Source organism: Anaeropeptidivorans aminofermentans, assembly GCF_940670685.1.
GTDB classification, from domain to species: domain Bacteria; phylum Bacillota; class Clostridia; order Lachnospirales; family UBA5962; genus Anaeropeptidivorans; species Anaeropeptidivorans aminofermentans.
In genome coordinates, this window is the sequence record NZ_OW711693.1 from 585656 (window position 1) to 603375 (window position 17720).

10 protein-coding genes, 3 tRNA genes and 3 rRNA genes are annotated in these 17720 nt (G+C 41.0%); 15 read left to right on the top strand and 1 reads right to left on the bottom strand.

Annotation, left to right across the window (positions count from 1 at the left end):
* The first annotated feature begins 350 nt into the window (after positions 1 to 350).
* From rsmB to NBX03_RS02330, 6 genes are all read left to right on the top strand, one after another.
* On the top strand, positions 351 to 1682 hold the full coding sequence (gene rsmB / locus NBX03_RS02305; protein ID WP_250229171.1) for a 16S rRNA (cytosine(967)-C(5))-methyltransferase RsmB: 1332 nt from the start codon (positions 351 to 353) through the stop codon (positions 1680 to 1682).
* A gap of 2 nt (positions 1683 to 1684) precedes the next feature.
* The gene (gene rlmN, locus NBX03_RS02310) at positions 1685 to 2722 is read left to right on the top strand and encodes a 23S rRNA (adenine(2503)-C(2))-methyltransferase RlmN (RefSeq protein WP_250230206.1); all 1038 of its coding nucleotides are present in this window, start codon (positions 1685 to 1687) and stop codon (positions 2720 to 2722) included.
* A gap of 78 nt (positions 2723 to 2800) precedes the next feature.
* Positions 2801 to 3529, top strand: a complete 729-nt coding sequence (locus tag NBX03_RS02315) for a Stp1/IreP family PP2C-type Ser/Thr phosphatase (RefSeq protein ID WP_250229172.1) — start codon at positions 2801 to 2803, stop codon at positions 3527 to 3529.
* Between the two features lie 4 nt (positions 3530 to 3533).
* Positions 3534 to 5585 carry a Stk1 family PASTA domain-containing Ser/Thr kinase gene (gene pknB, locus NBX03_RS02320; RefSeq protein WP_250229173.1) on the top strand — a complete coding sequence of 684 codons (2052 nt, stop codon included), beginning with the start codon at positions 3534 to 3536 and terminating at the stop codon, positions 5583 to 5585.
* Positions 5585 to 6475, top strand: coding sequence for a ribosome small subunit-dependent GTPase A (rsgA, locus tag NBX03_RS02325; RefSeq protein WP_250229174.1), 891 nt, complete (start codon positions 5585 to 5587; stop codon positions 6473 to 6475). The genes pknB and rsgA overlap by 1 nt, the downstream gene beginning before the upstream one ends.
* A gap of 48 nt (positions 6476 to 6523) precedes the next feature.
* Positions 6524 to 7162 carry a thiamine diphosphokinase gene (locus NBX03_RS02330; RefSeq protein WP_250229175.1) on the top strand — a complete coding sequence of 213 codons (639 nt, stop codon included), beginning with the start codon at positions 6524 to 6526 and terminating at the stop codon, positions 7160 to 7162.
* 385 nt (positions 7163 to 7547) lie between these two features.
* On the opposite strand, the gene NBX03_RS02335 is transcribed toward NBX03_RS02330, so the two are convergent.
* On the bottom strand, positions 7548 to 8342 hold the full coding sequence (locus NBX03_RS02335; RefSeq protein ID WP_250229176.1) for a hypothetical protein: 795 nt from the start codon (positions 8340 to 8342) through the stop codon (positions 7548 to 7550).
* A 506-nt stretch (positions 8343 to 8848) separates the two neighbouring features.
* Between NBX03_RS02335 and NBX03_RS02340 the strand changes: the two genes are divergently transcribed.
* The 9 genes from NBX03_RS02340 (at position 8849) to NBX03_RS02380 (ending at position 17417) form a co-directional block, all read left to right on the top strand.
* Positions 8849 to 10367 (top strand): 16S ribosomal RNA (locus tag NBX03_RS02340).
* 253 nt (positions 10368 to 10620) lie between these two features.
* Positions 10621 to 10738 (top strand): 5S ribosomal RNA (rrf, locus tag NBX03_RS02345).
* A gap of 185 nt (positions 10739 to 10923) precedes the next feature.
* A tRNA-Ile gene (locus NBX03_RS02350) sits at positions 10924 to 10997 on the top strand.
* Between the two features lie 55 nt (positions 10998 to 11052).
* Positions 11053 to 11128 (top strand) — tRNA-Ala (locus NBX03_RS02355).
* Between the two features lie 464 nt (positions 11129 to 11592).
* Positions 11593 to 14502, top strand: a 23S ribosomal RNA gene (locus tag NBX03_RS02360).
* Together the 16S, 23S and 5S rRNA genes with 3 tRNA genes alongside form the textbook arrangement of a ribosomal RNA operon.
* A 284-nt stretch (positions 14503 to 14786) precedes the next feature.
* Positions 14787 to 14858: transfer RNA gene (locus NBX03_RS02365), tRNA-Asn, on the top strand.
* A 184-nt stretch (positions 14859 to 15042) separates the two neighbouring features.
* Positions 15043 to 15594 carry a GNAT family N-acetyltransferase gene (locus tag NBX03_RS02370; RefSeq protein ID WP_250229177.1) on the top strand — a complete coding sequence of 184 codons (552 nt, stop codon included), beginning with the start codon at positions 15043 to 15045 and terminating at the stop codon, positions 15592 to 15594.
* Between the two features lie 54 nt (positions 15595 to 15648).
* Entirely contained in the window at positions 15649 to 15987 is a 339-nt protein-coding gene (locus tag NBX03_RS02375) for a cupin domain-containing protein (RefSeq protein ID WP_250229178.1), read from the top strand.
* A 251-nt stretch (positions 15988 to 16238) separates the two neighbouring features.
* The gene (locus tag NBX03_RS02380) at positions 16239 to 17417 is read left to right on the top strand and encodes a M20 metallopeptidase family protein (protein WP_250229179.1); all 1179 of its coding nucleotides are present in this window, start codon (positions 16239 to 16241) and stop codon (positions 17415 to 17417) included.
* The last annotated feature ends 303 nt before the right edge of the window (positions 17418 to 17720 follow it).

Here is a 17720-nt window from a genome sequence, read left to right on the forward strand (position 1 = left end):
ATCTTTTCTTGTGGATGTAAATATGACTGCGTAATAAGGTTTTTCATAAGCAGGCAGCATATTATAGTAAATTTCATATAAGGAAGCAGCGAAAGCCTATTCCCTTAAGGCTCAAAAACACGGATTTCCTTCGGAAACGGTATATTTTTGAGCCTTCGTGAATATACGGCTTTGCTGCTGTTTAACTTTAAATTTACTATAAGTCCCCCTTTGCTATAGATTTTTTCTGGTTTATTATAATGTATCGGGATTAAAAAATAAAGCGCTTAAATATGTTTATAGGCATATTAAGTTGACAAGGCTATAAATTATAATAAAATAGAAATATAAAACTTGAATAGGATGATTCTATGGCAGCAGTAAACGAAAGAGAAGCGGCGCTTTTTGCCCTTATGGATATTACCGATGGGGGCGGATACAATAATATCGTTTTGAAGCGTTCCTTTGAAAGAGAAAAGCATTTGGATAAGAGACAGAAGGCCTTTGTGACAGAAATCGTTAACGGAACTTTAAGAAATATTATACGGATTGATTATATTATAGGGAAGTTTTCAAAAACGCCCGTTAAAAAAATAAAAGTAATGATATTAAATATATTAAGAATTTCCGTTTACCAAATACTGTTTATGAGTAAGGTTCCGCCTTCGGCGGCGGTAAATGAAGGAGTAAATTTAGCCAGGAAAAAAGGCTATCAGGGGCTTTCAGGATATGTAAACGGGCTTTTAAGGACCATAGCAAGAGAAAAAGATAGTATAAATTATCCGGATTTTGAAACAAATCCCAAAGAAAATCTGTCTATAGTATATTCCTATCCTGAGTGGCTGATTGAATATTTATCTACCTTCATGGAAAATGATGAGATTAAATGCTTTTGTGAGGCATCAAGCAGAAGCCCTAAAATAAGCATATGTGTAAACAGCCTGAAAACGACGAAAGAGGAGCTTAAAACTATCCTTGAAAAGGAAGGGATGACAGTTTCGGAAGGCAGAATTTCACCTCACTGCCTTATTGTTTCAGGAACCGCTGATTTGAGCAGTTCCAAAGCTTATCAAGAAGGGCTTTTTCACGTAATGGATGAGGGGGCCATGGCGGTAGTTTCCGCCTGCGGGCCTAAGCCGGGGGAAACAATTTACGATTTATGCGCCGCACCGGGAGGAAAAAGCTTTTATCTTTCGTATCTTATGGAGAATAAAGGATTCGTTTATGCTTCCGATATTTACGAGCATAAAATAGCGCTTATGAAAAAGGGCGCCGAACGTTTGGGAATTGATATTATGGAGTTAAGTCTTTCAGACGCTTCAATATTAAAAGAAGATATGAAAGAAAAAGCAGACTGTGTGCTTCTTGACGCTCCCTGCTCCGGCCTTGGGCTTATCAGGAAAAAGCCCGATATAAAATATAATAAATCCATGGAGGATATAGAGGAGCTGTCAAAAATCCAAAGAAAGCTTCTGGATGCGGCGGCATTTTATCCTAAAATCGGCGGCAGGCTCATCTATTCTACCTGCACCTTAAGTAAAAAGGAAAATGAAGATAATATAAAATACTTTATAGAAAAATATCCCTATGAGCTTGAAAAAATACCTTCGCTTCAAGGGGATAACAATGGTTCTATCCGCCTTACGCCCCATGAGCACGGGACCGACGGCTTTTTTATAGCAAGGCTTATAAGAAGGGGTTAATGATGGCAAAAATAGAGATATGCTCTCTAAAGCTTTACAGCCTTATAGCAGAGCTTGAAAATATGAATGAGAAATCCTTCAGGGCAAAGCAGGTTTATGAATGGCTCCATAAGAAAAACAAATGGGATTTCAACGAAATGACAAATCTTTCAAAGGATTTGAGAAATAAGCTCAATGAAAGCTTTTTCATAACAGAAGGCACCATAGCGGAAAAATTAACTTCCGATGACAATACGTCAAAATACTTGTTCCGCCTTTCAAATAATTCTATAATAGAAAGTGTGTTAATGAAGCATACTTTTGGAAACTCCGTATGTGTGTCTTCTCAGGCAGGCTGCAATATGGGCTGTGCGTTCTGCTATTCCACAAAAGACGGAAAGGAAAGGGACCTTACCACAGGAGAAATGCTTTTACAGGTTTATAAAATTCAGGAAGATTTAGGAGAAAGAATTTCCCATGTAGTTATTATGGGAAGCGGTGAACCCCTTGAAAATTATGAAAACTGCCTGAATTTTATAGAAATACTCTCCTCGAAAGAGGGCCTTAATATAAGCCAAAGGCATATTACGCTTTCAACCTGCGGCTTGGTTGATAAAATTTATAACTTAGCTGACAGAAAGCTTCAAATCAATCTTGCCCTTTCCCTTCATGCGTCCAATGACGAAATGAGAAAGCATATTATGCCTATAGCCCGCGCTTATTCCATGGAGGAGATTTTTAAAGCCTGCGATTATTATGCGGAGAAAACAGGGAGAAGAATAACTTATGAATACGCCCTTATGAAGGGGATAAACGATGGAGAAAAAACGGCATCAGAGCTTGTGAAGCGGCTTAAGGGCCGGCTTTGCCATGTAAACCTTATTCCTGTAAACGAAACGGAAGATAAAAAATTTGAACGGCCTTCACAAAAGACCATAAAAGAATTTGCGGATATATTGGAAAAATCAGGAGTTGCAACCACCATACGGCGGGAAATGGGTTCAAGTATAAACGCTGCCTGCGGACAGCTCCGGGGAAGATATACGAGAGAAAATGAATAAAATAGAATTAGCTTGTGAATTTTCTGCCGCTGGGAATAGAGCAAAAAGGAAATTCACTATATTTTGAGGGGTGATAATTTGAAGGCAGCAGGAATGACCGACAAGGGTCTTGTACGAGACAATAACGAAGACGCATACGCCTTATACAATGAGGCCGTAGGGGCTTTACCCAATCTCTATGTAGTAGCTGACGGCATGGGAGGACATCAGTGCGGAGAAGTTGCCAGCAGTAAAGCCATAGAATATTTTTTAAGCTTTATTAAAGAAAATGATCAGACGGACATTATGGATACCATTACAGAAGGCGTAAGAAACGCTAACAGACAAGTACACGAAATGTCAAAGTCCGATCCTTCCTATTACGGTATGGGCACCACTTTTACCGCCTGCGTCGTAAAAGACGGAAGAGGATATACGGCCCATGTGGGAGACAGCAGGCTTTACCTTATAAGAAAGGGAGAACTCCACCTGATTACAACCGACCATACCTATGTCAATGAGATGGTAAAGGCCGGACAGATAACAAAAGAAGAAGCCAAGGTGCATCCCAGCAGAAACGCCCTTACAAAGGCCCTGGGTGTGGATTCTTATATAGAAATAGACGGATATATATTCGATATCTGTGACAAAGATAAAATACTGATGTGTTCCGACGGGCTTACGAATATGGTAAGCGAGAGCGATATTTTAAAGATAGCCGATTCGGACTCCGACCTGGTTGATTGTGCCAGAAAATTAATAGAAGCTGCCAACGAAAACGGTGGAATAGATAATATTACCGTTATATTGGCTGAAACAGGAAGGTGAAACCATGAAACTTGTTAAAGGCGCAGTTTTAGCCGGAAGATATGAAATAATAGAGCAGATTGGCTCCGGAGGTATGGCTCTTGTTTACAGAGCAAAAGATAAAAAGCTCGGCAGGGATGTTACATTTAAGGTTTTAAGGGAAGAATATTGCCTTGATGAAGATTTTTTATCCAGATTTAACGTTGAGGCCCGTTCTGCCGCAAGCCTTTCCCATCCCAATATCGTCAATGTTTATGACGTGGGAAGCGAGGGGGAAATTAATTATATCGTAATGGAATATATAGACGGTGTGACCCTTAAGGACCTAATATTAAAAAGGGCGCCCTTTGAAAACGAGGAAACCTTGGGGGTTGCCATACAAATAGCCTCGGCTCTTTCCCATGCTCATAAAAACGGCATAATTCATAGAGATATAAAACCTCAGAACATACTTGTAACCAAAGCAGGCACCGTAAAGGTCACTGATTTCGGCATTGCAAGAAGCGTAGGCAATAAAACCACCACCACATCAACAAATACCATGGGCTCCGTACATTATTTTTCACCGGAGCAGGCAAAGGGAAGATATGTTGATTTTAGAAGCGATATCTACTCTCTGGGGATTGTTATGTTTGAAATGGCCACAGGAAGCGTCCCCTACGACGCAGATACGGCCATAACCGTTGCTTTAAAGCATTTGAACGAGCCTCTGCCGGATATGGTTAAAATAAATCCGGCTATATCTGAAAGCCTGAAAAAGATTATATTAAAGGCATGTTCCAAACAGACACTCCAAAGATATGCTTCCGCAGATGAAATGCTTATCGACCTTAAAAGGGCCATTACAAACGAAAGCGGAGAATTCGTAAAATATAATGAGAGAACCTTTGATTCCCCCACTATAATGCTTGGCGAAGAAGATATCGGGGCCATCAGAGGAGGCGCTTATGCCAGAGGGCCGGAAGACCATGAATACGATGAAGACTATGATGACGGCGAATATTATGACGATGAAATAGATAAAAAAACCGAGCGAAAGATAGTGCTTGCCGCAGTATTTACGGCAATTGCAATTATAGCCCTCATTTCAGCCATCGGTCTTAAGCTTCATACGGGAAAATCAAAGCAGTACGCATTAGCTGATTTAACAGGATATACGGTTGAAGAAGCAAAGAAGCTTCTTGCCCAGCATGATATAACCATCGGCAAGGAAGAAGAGGGTTACAGCGATGCAGTTGAGCCCGGCAAAATAATGGACCAATCTCCCGAAGAAGGAACCCTTATGAATAAAGAAGATACCATAAAAGTTACTGTAAGTAAGGGTGAAAACAAAATAGAGGTTCCGAACTTTGTCGGTATGGAAAGATCGGAAGTTTATAATATGGAGGAAGTAAGGTCGGGCTTTTTAATCATTGATGAAACGGAGCCGGAATATAACGACGATTATGAAATAAACAAGGTCGTATATCAAAGCGTTAACAAAGGGGAAAAGGTAAGCAAAAACACAAAGATAAAGATTACCCTAAGCAGAGGAAAGAAGATGGAAGATGTTATCGTTCCCAATCTTTTAAACAAATCAGAGTCGGAGGCAAAGCGCCTTATTCTTGAAAGCGGCCTTAAAATCGGCATCGTTTCTCCAAGCTACAGCAATGAGTATCCTGAAGGCATTGTATGCGCCCAATCTGTGCCTGGGGGAGAAACAGTGAAGGCGGAAACAGCTATCGGTATCTATATTTCCATGGGGCCGAAGCCTTCAGAGCAGCCGGGGGAAAACCAAGGAAATGAAAATAATTCACAAACACCCGGCGGAAGCCAAAATAATAATGACGGCGTAAAATACGGCATGATTGTTATACCTGCTCCGCCTCAGGCAAATGAAGGTTATGTAGAAGTTGAAGTAATCCAGAAAAATGAAGACGGAAGCGAATTAACCATATATCCGAAAACTTCCGTTACGGCAGATGACTTCCCGCTTCAGCTTAATATTAAAGGAAGCGGCAAGGCAGACATTTCCGCTTTTGCCGACGGCATTATGTATGCGAAAGAAACTTTCGATTTTAACAAAGGGGGTAATTAATGGTTAAAGGCAGGATAATCAAAGGCGTAGGCGGTCTTTATGAAGTTGACGCAGACGGAATTATATATAATTGCAGAGCTCGGGGGGTCTTCCGAAAGGAAGGCCTGACCCCTCTTGTAGGCGACCTTGTAGATATTGATATTATTGAAAATGAAGACAATACGGGAACAATATATCATATCTACGAGAGAAGTTCAGAGCTTATACGGCCGAGAGCTTCAAATGTTACGCAGGTAGTATTGGTGTTTGCCGTAAAAAGGCCTAATATCAATTTAGACCTGATGGATAGATTTATCATAAGCTGTGAAAGGCAAAAGGTGAATATACTTATTTGCTTTAACAAGACAGATGTTCTCAAAGAAAAAGACTTGGAAGGCCTTGACCATTTAAATAAAATTTATAAAGATGCCGGCTTTGAGGTTTTTAATACCTCTGTTGTAGACTATTCAGGGATAGAAAAGCTTAAAGAAAGGCTTAAAAACAATATATCCATATTTGCCGGGCCTTCAGGAGCCGGAAAGTCAAGTCTTATTAATATCCTTGCACCTCATGCGGACATGGAAACCGGCGGCCTCAGCCCGAAAATTTCAAGAGGCAGGCACACTACAAGGCATACAGAGCTGATAAAGGGGCCGGAAGAGATTTACATTATGGATTCCCCGGGATTTACTTCTCTTTATTTAGATAATTTGGAAAATAGCGACTTGGAGCTTTATTTCAGGGAATTTGCTCCCTTTATAAAAAAATGCCGGTTTACAGACTGCAGCCACATAGCAGAGCCGGAATGCGCCGTAGCAGAAGCTGTGGAAAAAGGGATAATTTCTGAGGAAAGATACAATCGATATAAGCTTATATATAACGAAATGGAAAGCGGAAAATATAATAAATAAAATTTCTGCGGTTTTAATTTTTTATTTAATATTAAGAAGGGGCGCTTTATGAGGGCCGTATTAATAGCAAACGGGTACATCAAGAATCCGTCATTTATCAAAGAAAAAATAACCAGGACCGATTTAGTCATATGCGTTGACGGCGGCCTTAAATATGCCCATGCCGCAAAAATAATGCCGGATTATATCATAGGAGATTTTGATTCCGCAGATAAGGAGCTGATTGAAAGCTATGTTTCTTTGGGAGCCGAAGTTCTTCAATTTCCTAAAAAGAAAGACCTTACGGATATGGAAATAGCTATAGAGCTTGCGGAAGAAAAAGGCATAAAGGAGCTTTTCATCTTCGGAGCAACAGGCGGAAGAAGCGACCACGCCACGGCAAATATAATGAATTTATATCAGGCTCTTGAAATGGGAATGAATGCGGCAATTATTGATGAGAAGGAAGAAATACGCATTACCAAAGACGAAATAGAGCTTCACCGGCCTAAAGGAACAATCCTATCCCTTGTGCCTATAGGGGGAACAGCTTTTAAGGTGAAAACAGAGGGTTTATCCTATCCCTTAGACTATGAGGATTTATATTTAGGTCATTCAAGGGGCGTAAGCAATATTTTTGAAGAAGAAAAGGCAAAGGTCTCACTTGAAAAAGGCGCTCTTTTAGTTTTTATAAATATAGTAAAATAGCTTTTAAAAGAAGTAACAAAAAACTATTTTTCATAAACGGCTTAATATAACAGAACCCCTTCTATTAAGCCATTCAAAATATACGGCTTTTGTTGCTGTAATCTAATTGTTTTACTATAACAGGTAAAAAAAGGAATGCTTCGAAGCATTCCTTTTTTCTACTCATTCTGATTTTCTATGTTTCCAGTAATCATATAGCAAAAAAATAGAATAAAATACGGTGAATATAATAAGCGTATCATATTCAAAAAAATAATCAGCGATACCCTGAAGCCTTGGAGGCTCCATTTTAAAAAAATATCTCTCTATGAATTTAACAATTATAGTAACAAGCCAAAAAATAATTATTGGCAAAGTTTTTATTAAAAACTTAACTATTTTATTTTTAATAAATATACCTACTTTCTCCCGGGCCTACATAGTCTTCCGTCGTAAATTGGCCTATATAATCACTACGGCTGCTGTCGGAATAGCATTCGGTAGTCACTTTTCTATAAATAGGTCCAGCACTATAATTGATGCTCCCATCAGATTTTAACCAGTATTTATTGTAAATGTAGAATCTGTAATATACAGTTGGTATAGCTAGGTCTACGAGTTCTTCCGCTACAGGACCAGCAGCGGCGATAATAACTTGAGCTGGTAAGCCGACTTGGGCTGAAACATAAACTGAAATGGCAGCTAATATAGCACTATATGTTAGTTTTTCAAGTTTGTTACTGCCTGTTGATGAACCTTCATATATGTAATTACTTAAACTGCTTAAGTTGACGGAGTATACACTTGAATAAGAATTACTTTCATAGTTCACAACTTCATTTTTATTAGGCAATGCAATACTTAAATCAGTTATTAAATTTCCACTTGCATTATATGAGGATATTTTTACAGTATCAACTTCCGATTCTATATATGTAATATAAGTGTCTATTAATTCAAAATGCCCGTTAGCATTTTCTTTATAGATTTCACTATTAACTTGAGTAAAATCAGAACTAATATCTTCTTTAGTTTTATATATGTCTCCATTTTCTTCATAGACATGTTCAAAGTGATATGGGCCTTTTTGAGATTCTTTAATTGAATTATTTTGAGCAAAAACACTAGTGGTAGAAAAAATGTAGGAAAAGCACAGAAGTAAACTCATTATCCTTTTCAAGTTATTCTTTCTTAATACCATAACTTTTACTCCTTTGTAATACTATTTTATTTAACAGGGTATCAGCTGATATTTATAGGATATCAGGGAAAAAAGCTAAAATCAATTTATAAAATAGACAAATAGAAAATCAATGAGTTGGGTATTATGTACCGCTTAGAGATGATTTTTGTAAAGGGAGAAAATAATTATAATAAAGAAACTGTGTAAAACTAAGGGTTTTAAACTTACCAGTTTGAAAACAGAAACAAAAATCGATTTTTGTAAAAAAATATTAAATTGGGGTTGACATTAGTGTTTTTGTTTGGTATTATATTTGAGCGTCCTACAGGACAGCAAACACAAAAACGAGAACATTGAAAACTGAATAATAAGGAAAGAACCAACCCGAAAAGAAAAAACTTTGAGAGCTTTAAGGCTAACGAAGAAAAGTAATGACGAGAAACAAATGCCAGATAGTCGAAAAGGATATAAAATATCCGTTTGACAGTCTAAAAGCTTGCTTTTAGACAAGAGTGGACAAGGATTAAATAGAGAGTTTGATCCTGGCTCAGGATGAACGCTGGCGGCGTGCCTAACACATGCAAGTCGAACGCTGAGTAAATAGTGCTTGCACTATCTACTTGGAGTGGCGGACGGGTGAGTAACGCGTGGGTAATCTGCCCTGTACAGGGGAATAACTGTGAGAAATCATGGCTAATACCGCATAATAACTATTTACCGCATGGTGAATAGAGGAAAGATTTATCGGTACAGGAGGAGCCCGCGTCTGATTAGCTAGTTGGTGGGGTAAGAGCCTACCAAGGCAATGATCAGTAGCCGGCCTGAGAGGGTGACCGGCCACATTGGGACTGAGACACGGCCCAAACTCCTACGGGAGGCAGCAGTGGGGAATATTGCACAATGGGGGAAACCCTGATGCAGCAACGCCGCGTGAAGGAAGAAGGTTTTCGGATCGTAAACTTCTATCGATGGGGAAGAAAAAAATGACGGTACCCAAGTAAGAAGCCCCGGCTAACTACGTGCCAGCAGCCGCGGTAATACGTAGGGGGCAAGCGTTATCCGGAATTACTGGGTGTAAAGGGTGAGTAGGCGGATTAGTAAGCCATATGTGAAAACTCAGGGCTTAACTTTGAGATTGCATAAGGAACTGTTAATCTAGAGTACAGGAGAGGTAAGTGGAATTCCTAGTGTAGCGGTGAAATGCGTAGATATTAGGAGGAACACCAGTGGCGAAGGCGACTTACTGGACTGAAACTGACGCTGAGGCACGAAAGCGTGGGTAGCGAACAGGATTAGATACCCTGGTAGTCCACGCTGTAAACGATGAGTGCTAGGTGTGGGGGAGAGATCCTCGGTGCCGCAGCAAACGCAATAAGCACTCCACCTGGGGAGTACGGCCGCAAGGTTGAAACTCAAAGGAATTGACGGGGGCCCGCACAAGCGGTGGAGCATGTGGTTTAATTCGAAGCAACGCGAAGAACCTTACCAAGGCTTGACATACCATTGATGGGTGCAGAGATGCACCGTTCTACGGACAATGGATACAGGTGGTGCATGGTTGTCGTCAGCTCGTGTCGTGAGATGTTGGGTTAAGTCCCGCAACGAGCGCAACCCTTATTTTTAGTAGCCAGCGGGTAGTGCCGGGCACACTAGAAAGACTGCCGTGGATAACACGGAGGAAGGTGGGGATGACGTCAAATCATCATGCCCCTTATGTCTTGGGCTACACACGTGCTACAATGGCAGGTACAGAGAGAAGCGAAGGGGTGACCTGGAGCAAAGCTCAAAAAAGCTGCCACAGTTCGGATTGTAGTCTGCAACTCGACTACATGAAGCTGGAATCGCTAGTAATCGCAAATCAGCATGTTGCGGTGAATACGTTCCCGGGCCTTGTACACACCGCCCGTCACACCATGGGAGTTGGTAGCGCCCAACGTCTGTGACCTAACCGAAAGGAAGGAGCAGCCTAAGGCGAGACCAGTGACTGGGGTGAAGTCGTAACAAGGTAGCCGTATCGGAAGGTGCGGCTGGATCACCTCCTTTCTAAGGAAAAGTAGGGTAGCACCCAAAAGAATTTGGGTCATTAAACGAAGTTTAATGATTTTGTGAAGCAAAATGCTGAGGAGATAGTTTTGTGAAACAAAACTGTCTGAAGGGTTTGAGTACTTATTATTTAGTTTTGAGTGTTCATGTAAATGAATGCTGAAAATAAGTTTTGTTTTTATAGCTACTAGCTTATAGAAACAAAAATAAAATATATCAAGGTTATCTTGTGAAAGCAAGGATAACAAAGCTTTCCGGTGGTGATGCGTCTATGGGAAACATCCGTACCCATACCGAACACGACGATTAAGCCACAGACGGCCGATGGTACTTGGCGGGAGACTGCCCGGGAGAGTAGGTGGCTGCCGGATTCCAATTACATAAAAAAATCAAGGAAGTTTCATCTTTGTTTCACAAAGATGAACATTTAGTAAAACATACCGGAAACATGTATGATTTTGCTTCACTAAAAGGGTGAAAGCCCTTGGTTTTTGTTATGTAAAGAGTAATTTAACAGCAAGAATATAAATATCAGACGGATATTTATAACTAGCCGGGGCTCATAGCTCAGCCGGTTAGAGCGCACGCCTGATAAGCGTGAGGTCGGTGGTTCGAGTCCACTTGAGCCCACTTTTCTATTTAAACAATAGAATACTGATTTAAAAGATAATCAGCCGCCTAATACGGGGGTGTAGCTCAGATGGGAGAGCACCTGCCTTGCAAGCAGGGGGTCACGAGTTCGAATCTCGTCATCTCCACCAAGGTTGATTATGAATTAACCTGAAAACCCAATTAAATCGTACTAGAAACGTGTGCGATTAAATCCAACAACTTTTACTAAAGTAAAAGTTATCCGGTACCTTGAAAACTGAATAGAGAGAAGAAGAAAAACAATTTCATCGGAGTGCTTAAGAGAAGCAGGAGGATGGAGGCTTTGCAAGAAGCGTTCATTCAAATGAAGATTAAAGCATGACGAAAAAAGAAAATGTTAGGTCTGAAATGGTCTCTTGATAAGTAAATTATTACTTATCGAGAAAAATAAATGTATTACTGAAGAGAATAAATGAAGAGTTTTAAAACCTTAGGGTTTTAATTTAATCCGCAGAATGGGCTTTGCCCATTGGAGGAAAACAGCGTGTTTCAAGGCTTTTGTAAAAAGCCGCAGGAATAGCTGTTTCTGCCTTCAGTAAATTTCGTAAAAATCGCAAGATTTTTACGACACAAAGGTCAAGCTAAAAAGAGCAAAGGGAGAATGCCTTGGCACCAGAAGCCGACGAAGGACGTGGCAAGCTGCGAAAAGCTGCGGTGAGGCGCACACAGCCTGTGACCCGCAGATGTCCGAATGGGGAAACCCGGCAGAGAAAAGCTCTGTCACCCGTACATGAATTCATAGTGTGCGGGAGGGAAACGTCGTGAACTGAAACATCTAAGTAGCGACAGGAAAAGAAAACAAAAGTGATTGCGAAAGTAGTGGCGAGCGAAATCGCAAGAGGCCAAACCAAGCATGCTTGCATGCTCGGGGTTGCGGACTGCAAACGTTATTTTGCGAGGGTAGCTGAACGGTTTTGGGAAAGCCGGCCGAAGAGGGTGAAAGCCCCGTAAGCGAAACTTAAGCAAAGACAGCAGAATCCAGAGTAGAACGGGACACGAGAAACCCTGTTTGAAGCCGGGGGGACCACCCCCCAAGCCTAAATACTAACTGGTGACCGATAGAGTATAGTACTGTGAAGGAAAGGTGAAAAGAACCCCGGGAGGGGAGTGAAAGAGAACCTGAAACCCTTTGTTTACAAACAACGGAAGTGAGAACGACCGTGTACTTTTTGTAGAACGGTCCGGCGAGTTACATTCATAAAGCGAGGTTAAGTACTAAGAAGGTACGAAGCCGAAGGGAAACCAAGTCTGAATAGGGCGTCTAGTTTTATGAAGTAGACCCGAAACCGGGTGACCTATCCATGGTCAGGTTGAAGTTACCGTAAAAGGTAATGGAGGACCGAACGCACATCTGTTGAAAAAGGTGGCGATGAACTGTGGATAGCGGAGAAATTCCAAACGAACCCGGAGATAGCTGGTTCTCCTCGAAATAGCTTTAGGGCTAGCCTTATACAAGTCTTGTGGAGGTAAAGCACTGAACTGGCGCGGGGCCCTAAAAGGTTACCAACCCAAATCAAACTAAGAATGCCATAAAGATGATGTATAGGAGTCAGACTATGTGAGATAAGTTTCATAGTCAAAAGGGAAAGAGCCCAGACCAACAGCTAAGGCCCCCAAGTCCGTGTTAAGTGGAAAAGGATGTGGGATTTCAAAGACAACTAGGATGTTGGCTTAGAAGCAGCCATACATTCAAAGAGTGCGTAACAGCTCACTAGTCGAGAGAACCTGCGCCGAAAATGTCCGGGGCTAAAACACGGCGCCGAAGCTATGGCTTTTACTATTTACAAGTAAATAGTAGAGGGGTAGAGGAGCATTGTACAGTAGGAAGAAGCGGAACTGAAAGGGACCGTGGACGAAGTAGAAGAGAGAATGCCGGAATGAGTAGCGAGATAAATGTGAGAAACATTTAGGCCGAATGTCTAAGGATTCCTGAGTAAAGCTAATCTTCTCAGGGTAAGTCGGGACCTAAGGCGAGGACGAGAGTCGTAGTCGATGGACAACAGGTAGAGATTCCTGTACTGCGTATATTCAGAACTGCAGGGAAGCAGGAGGATAGGAAAACCGGGGAAAGGAAATACCCGGGCAAGCACAAAGGATAGATTAGGAGGAAAACCCCTTAATTGTTTCTGAAGTGTGAAGCGGAGTGAAGAAAAGTAGCGAAGTTTCTGAATCCACACTGCCGAGAAAAGCTGCTATTGCGATATGCGTACCCGTACCGTAAACCGACACAGGTAGACGAGGAGAAAATCCACAGGCCGACGGGAGAAGTGTTGTTAAGGAACTCGGCAAAATGACCCCGTAACTTAGGGAGAAGGGGTTCCAGCGCAAGCTGGACACAGAGAAGAGGCCCAAGCGACTGTTTATCAAAAACACAGGTTTCTGCAAAACCGCAAGGTGAAGTATAGGAGCTGACGCCTGCCCGGTGCTGGAAGGTCAAAGGGAGAGGTTAGGAGCAATCCGAAGCTTTGAACTCAAGCCCCAGTAAACGGCGGCCGTAACTATAACGGTCCTAAGGTAGCGAAATTCCTTGTCAGGTAAGTTCTGACCCGCACGAAAGGCGTAACGATTTGGGCGCTGTCTCGACAACACACCCGGTGAAATTGAACAGCCAGTGAAGATACTGGCAACCTGCGACAGGACGGAAAGACCCCATGGAGCTTTACTGCAGCTTAATATTGGGATTAGGTTACACATGTACAGGATAGGAGGGAGGCAAAGAAGCCTGGACGCTAGTCTAGGTGGAGCCGCCGGTGGGATACCTCTCTTGTGTAACTTGGTTTCTAACCCTAAGCCGTTAACCGGATAGGGGACATTGTTAGGCGGGCAGTTTGACTGGGGCGGTCGCCTCCGAAAGAGTAACGGAGGCGCTCAAAGGTAACCTCAGAATGATTGGAAACCATTCAAAGAGTGTAAAGGCAGAAGGTTGCTTAACTGCGAGTGAGACATCACGAGCAGATACGAAAGTAGGACTTAGTGATCCGGTGGTAACAAGTGGGAGTGCCATCGCTTAACGGATAAAAGCTACCCTGGGGATAACAGGCTTATCTCCCCCAAGAGTTCACATCGACGGGGAGGTTTGGCACCTCGATGTCGGCTCATCGCATCCTGGGGCTGAAGAAGGTCCCAAGGGTTGGGCTGTTCGCCCATTAAAGCGGTACGCGAGCTGGGTTCAGAACGTCGTGAGACAGTTCGGTCCCTATCCGTCGCAGGCGCAGGATATTTGAAGAGGAGCTGTCCTTAGTACGAGAGGACCGGGATGGACGAACCGCTGGTGTATCTGTTGGATACCAAATCCATGGCAGAGTAGCCAAGTTCGGAACGGATAAACGCTGAAGGCATCTAAGCGTGAAGCCGCCCTCAAGATAAGATATCCCATGCCGAAAGGCAGTAAGGCCCCTTGAAGAGTACAAGGTAGATAGGTGAGAAGTGTAAGTGCGGTAACGTATTGAGCGGACTCATACTAATAGGCCGAGGGCTTGTCCAATAAAAAGGGTATATGAAAATATATCAAAGATGCAAGGCTAAAGAAAACAGCTTATCGAAAGATAGCTTACGCTATGGTTAAGCATCACAATCGTTTCAGATCCTTCTTTCTCTATTTAGTTTTTAGGGTATTGACAATAGCCGGAATAAAATGTAAACTGAATAAAGTTTAAAAATATAAGAGTTTTTATAAGGAAGTTTAATTTTACTTCGTAAAATATCGTTCTATAAACCATACGAGAGTCGTGTATGATTTATAGAACTAACTACTTGTATTTCTAATATTCCTCGATAGCTCAGCGGTAGAGCATCCGGCTGTTAACCGGAGGGTCACAGGTTCGAATCCTGTTCGGGGAGTTTTTTATGTGAAAATTTAGAGAAGAAGCTATAGCTTCTTCTTTTTTTGTTTCCGGAATTTATGTTCAGATGCCTTTACGCTTAACAATTTATATGATACATTTAGCATAAATAATTAATAAATATGGTGAGAAATTATTTGATTTATGAGGCTTTTTCTGCTTTTAAAAAACGAGTTATTATATTGAAAGATAGAAATTACGTGGAACTAAGAAGTATACATACCCGCAGGTCAATGCTTGTACCTGTAACTTTAGAGATAACAAAGTCATTATTAGAAAAAAGTAATAGAGAGATTAAAAGGTTTGGAATAAATGCAGACGATAAATGGCCTACAAACGATACTATGGATATTTTGCCGATTATAGAGGCGTCTTTGGAAAAAAGCAAAAATCCAAATGGGTTTGAACTATGGATGATTGTAAAGCAGGAGGATATGAGCGTAATTGGTGATATAGGTTTTCACGGAAAACCTGACGAAAAAGGTGAAGTTGAGATAGGCTTAGGCCTGGTAGAGCATGAAAGAAACAAAGGCTACGGCTATGAAGCTTTAAGGGCTATTATGGATTGGTTATATTGTCAAGAGAGCGTTAAGGCTATTAAAGCGGAATGCTTACTTAACAATAAGCCTTCTGCTCGCATATTGGAAAGAGCTGGAATGAAAGAAACCCATAGAAATCAAAACCTAATTTACTGGAAGCTTATAAAGCATAACAGTAATAATCCGTATAAATAAATATTTCAGAGGAACTCGTAAAAGACTTTCACAGTGGCTTATAAGGAGAATGCTATGAAAATAAATAAAGAGAATGCCGAGCATTATATTTGGAAAGACGTCTGTGATGGTTGGTTTCTGGTTAATGATGATGAAAAGAGCATAATCGAGGAAAGAATGCCGCCGAATACGAAAGAAGACATGCATTATCATAAAAAGTCAAGACAGTTTTTCTATATTATTAGGGGTAAGGCTTTAATGAAGCTTGATAATGAGGATATTGATATGGAAGAAGGGGATGGCATTGCAATAGAGCCTTATAAATGGCATCAGATGACTAATCCTTTTGAGAAAGATGTGAAATTTATTGTTTTTTCTTCTCCGAAATCCCATGGGGATAAATTTCTTAATTAGGATATTGCTGAAAGATATAAATTCATGCATATCGTATTTTTATATAATATTAATTTTAAACATCCATAGGAGCGGTGAAATTTATACTCGGTGGGACTGATTTAAAGTTTTTTAAAATACGGATGTTTGTATCTGAACAGATGTAAAATAGTATCATTGTTAATTTGCTTTTTTCTTATTTATACGCTCTCTAAAACTAGACTTTGTGCCGGAATAAAAGCAAATTGACTATACATAAGGAGGCTGTATTTATGATTTTTAAAAAGGCTATGGAATTAAAAGACTATATGACAAAAGCAAGAAGATACCTTCATGAAAATCCTGAACTGGGGCTTGAGGAGCATGGAACTACAAGGTATATAAAAAAAGAGCTTCTGGATATGGGCATAGAGCTTCAGGAGATCGATATGGAGACTGGTGCAATAGGGCTTATTAAAGGTGAAAAGCCGGGAAAAGATATATGCATAGCCATCAGGGCGGATATCGATGCTTTGCCCATTGAGGAGAAAACCGGAGTTCTTTACGCTTCAAAAAATCCGGGACTTATGCATGCCTGCGGCCATGACGGACATACGGCAATACTGTTGGGTACTGCAAAGCTTTTAAATACCATAAGAAATGAGTTTTCAGGAATAGTAAAGCTTGTATTCCAGCCAGCAGAGGAAGGCAGGGGAGGGGCAAAGAAGATGGTTGAGGCCGGTGCAATGGATAACCCCCGACCTGATGTAATTATAGCCCTTCATGGAAATTCTTATTTAAATGCCGGAGAAATGGGTATTAATGAACGTTTTAGCAGTGCAAGCGCCGATTCCTTTGAAATTACCGTTAAGGGAAAGGGCGGGCATGGGGCAAGGCCTCATAAGGCTGTGAATCCTGTTCTTTGTGCCGCTCATATTGTAACTGCATTACAGAATATCGTAAGTACGGAAATAGATGCCCTTGAATCCGCGGTAGTTACCGTTGCAAGCATTCACGGAGGAACGGCTTCCAATGTTATTGCAGATGATGTTAAGCTTTCAGGTACTGTAAGATGCCTTCAGGAGAAAAACAGAGATTTTATAAAAGAAAAAATAGAACGTATCGTAAAAGGCATTTCCATGGCCCAGAACTGCAATTATGAAATGAACTATAGAAACGGTGTAGGAGCTTTAGAAAACGATCCTGATACGGTTAAAGAGCTTTTACAGGCTGTTACAGATGCATGGGGAGAAAACGGAAAGATTGTTGAGCTTGAGGGTCCTTCCATGGGCTCTGAGGATTTTCCTGCTCTTTCAGCAGTCGTAGGAAAATGCGCTTATTTCAGGCTTGGTGTAGGGCAGGAAGGAAAAGAAATCATAGATGTTCATAATGAAAGATTTGACTTTAATGATGATGCTCTTCCTTATGGGGCATCGGTATTTACTCAGTATGTAGTGAATAAAAGTAAATAGGATATGAATTTCCATATATGATTTCTAACAATAGCAGGGGTCCATTAAAGTCTTTTGTCAATTTACTTTTACTTTATTTCATGCCGTATCAGCTGTGTTTGGATAGCTGGGATAAAAGTTAATTGACTATATGAAAAGAATTTTTATAAAATGATACTTTCATGAAAAAACAACTGATATGCTTTAAAATTGCTTGCTTTGAGGTATATGGGCTGCTATATTAAATGACTTTGGAATGGCATTTTGATAATAAAATTTGGATTTGTAGTGTAAAATTACAAATAGCTGCTTTAAGCCCACGGA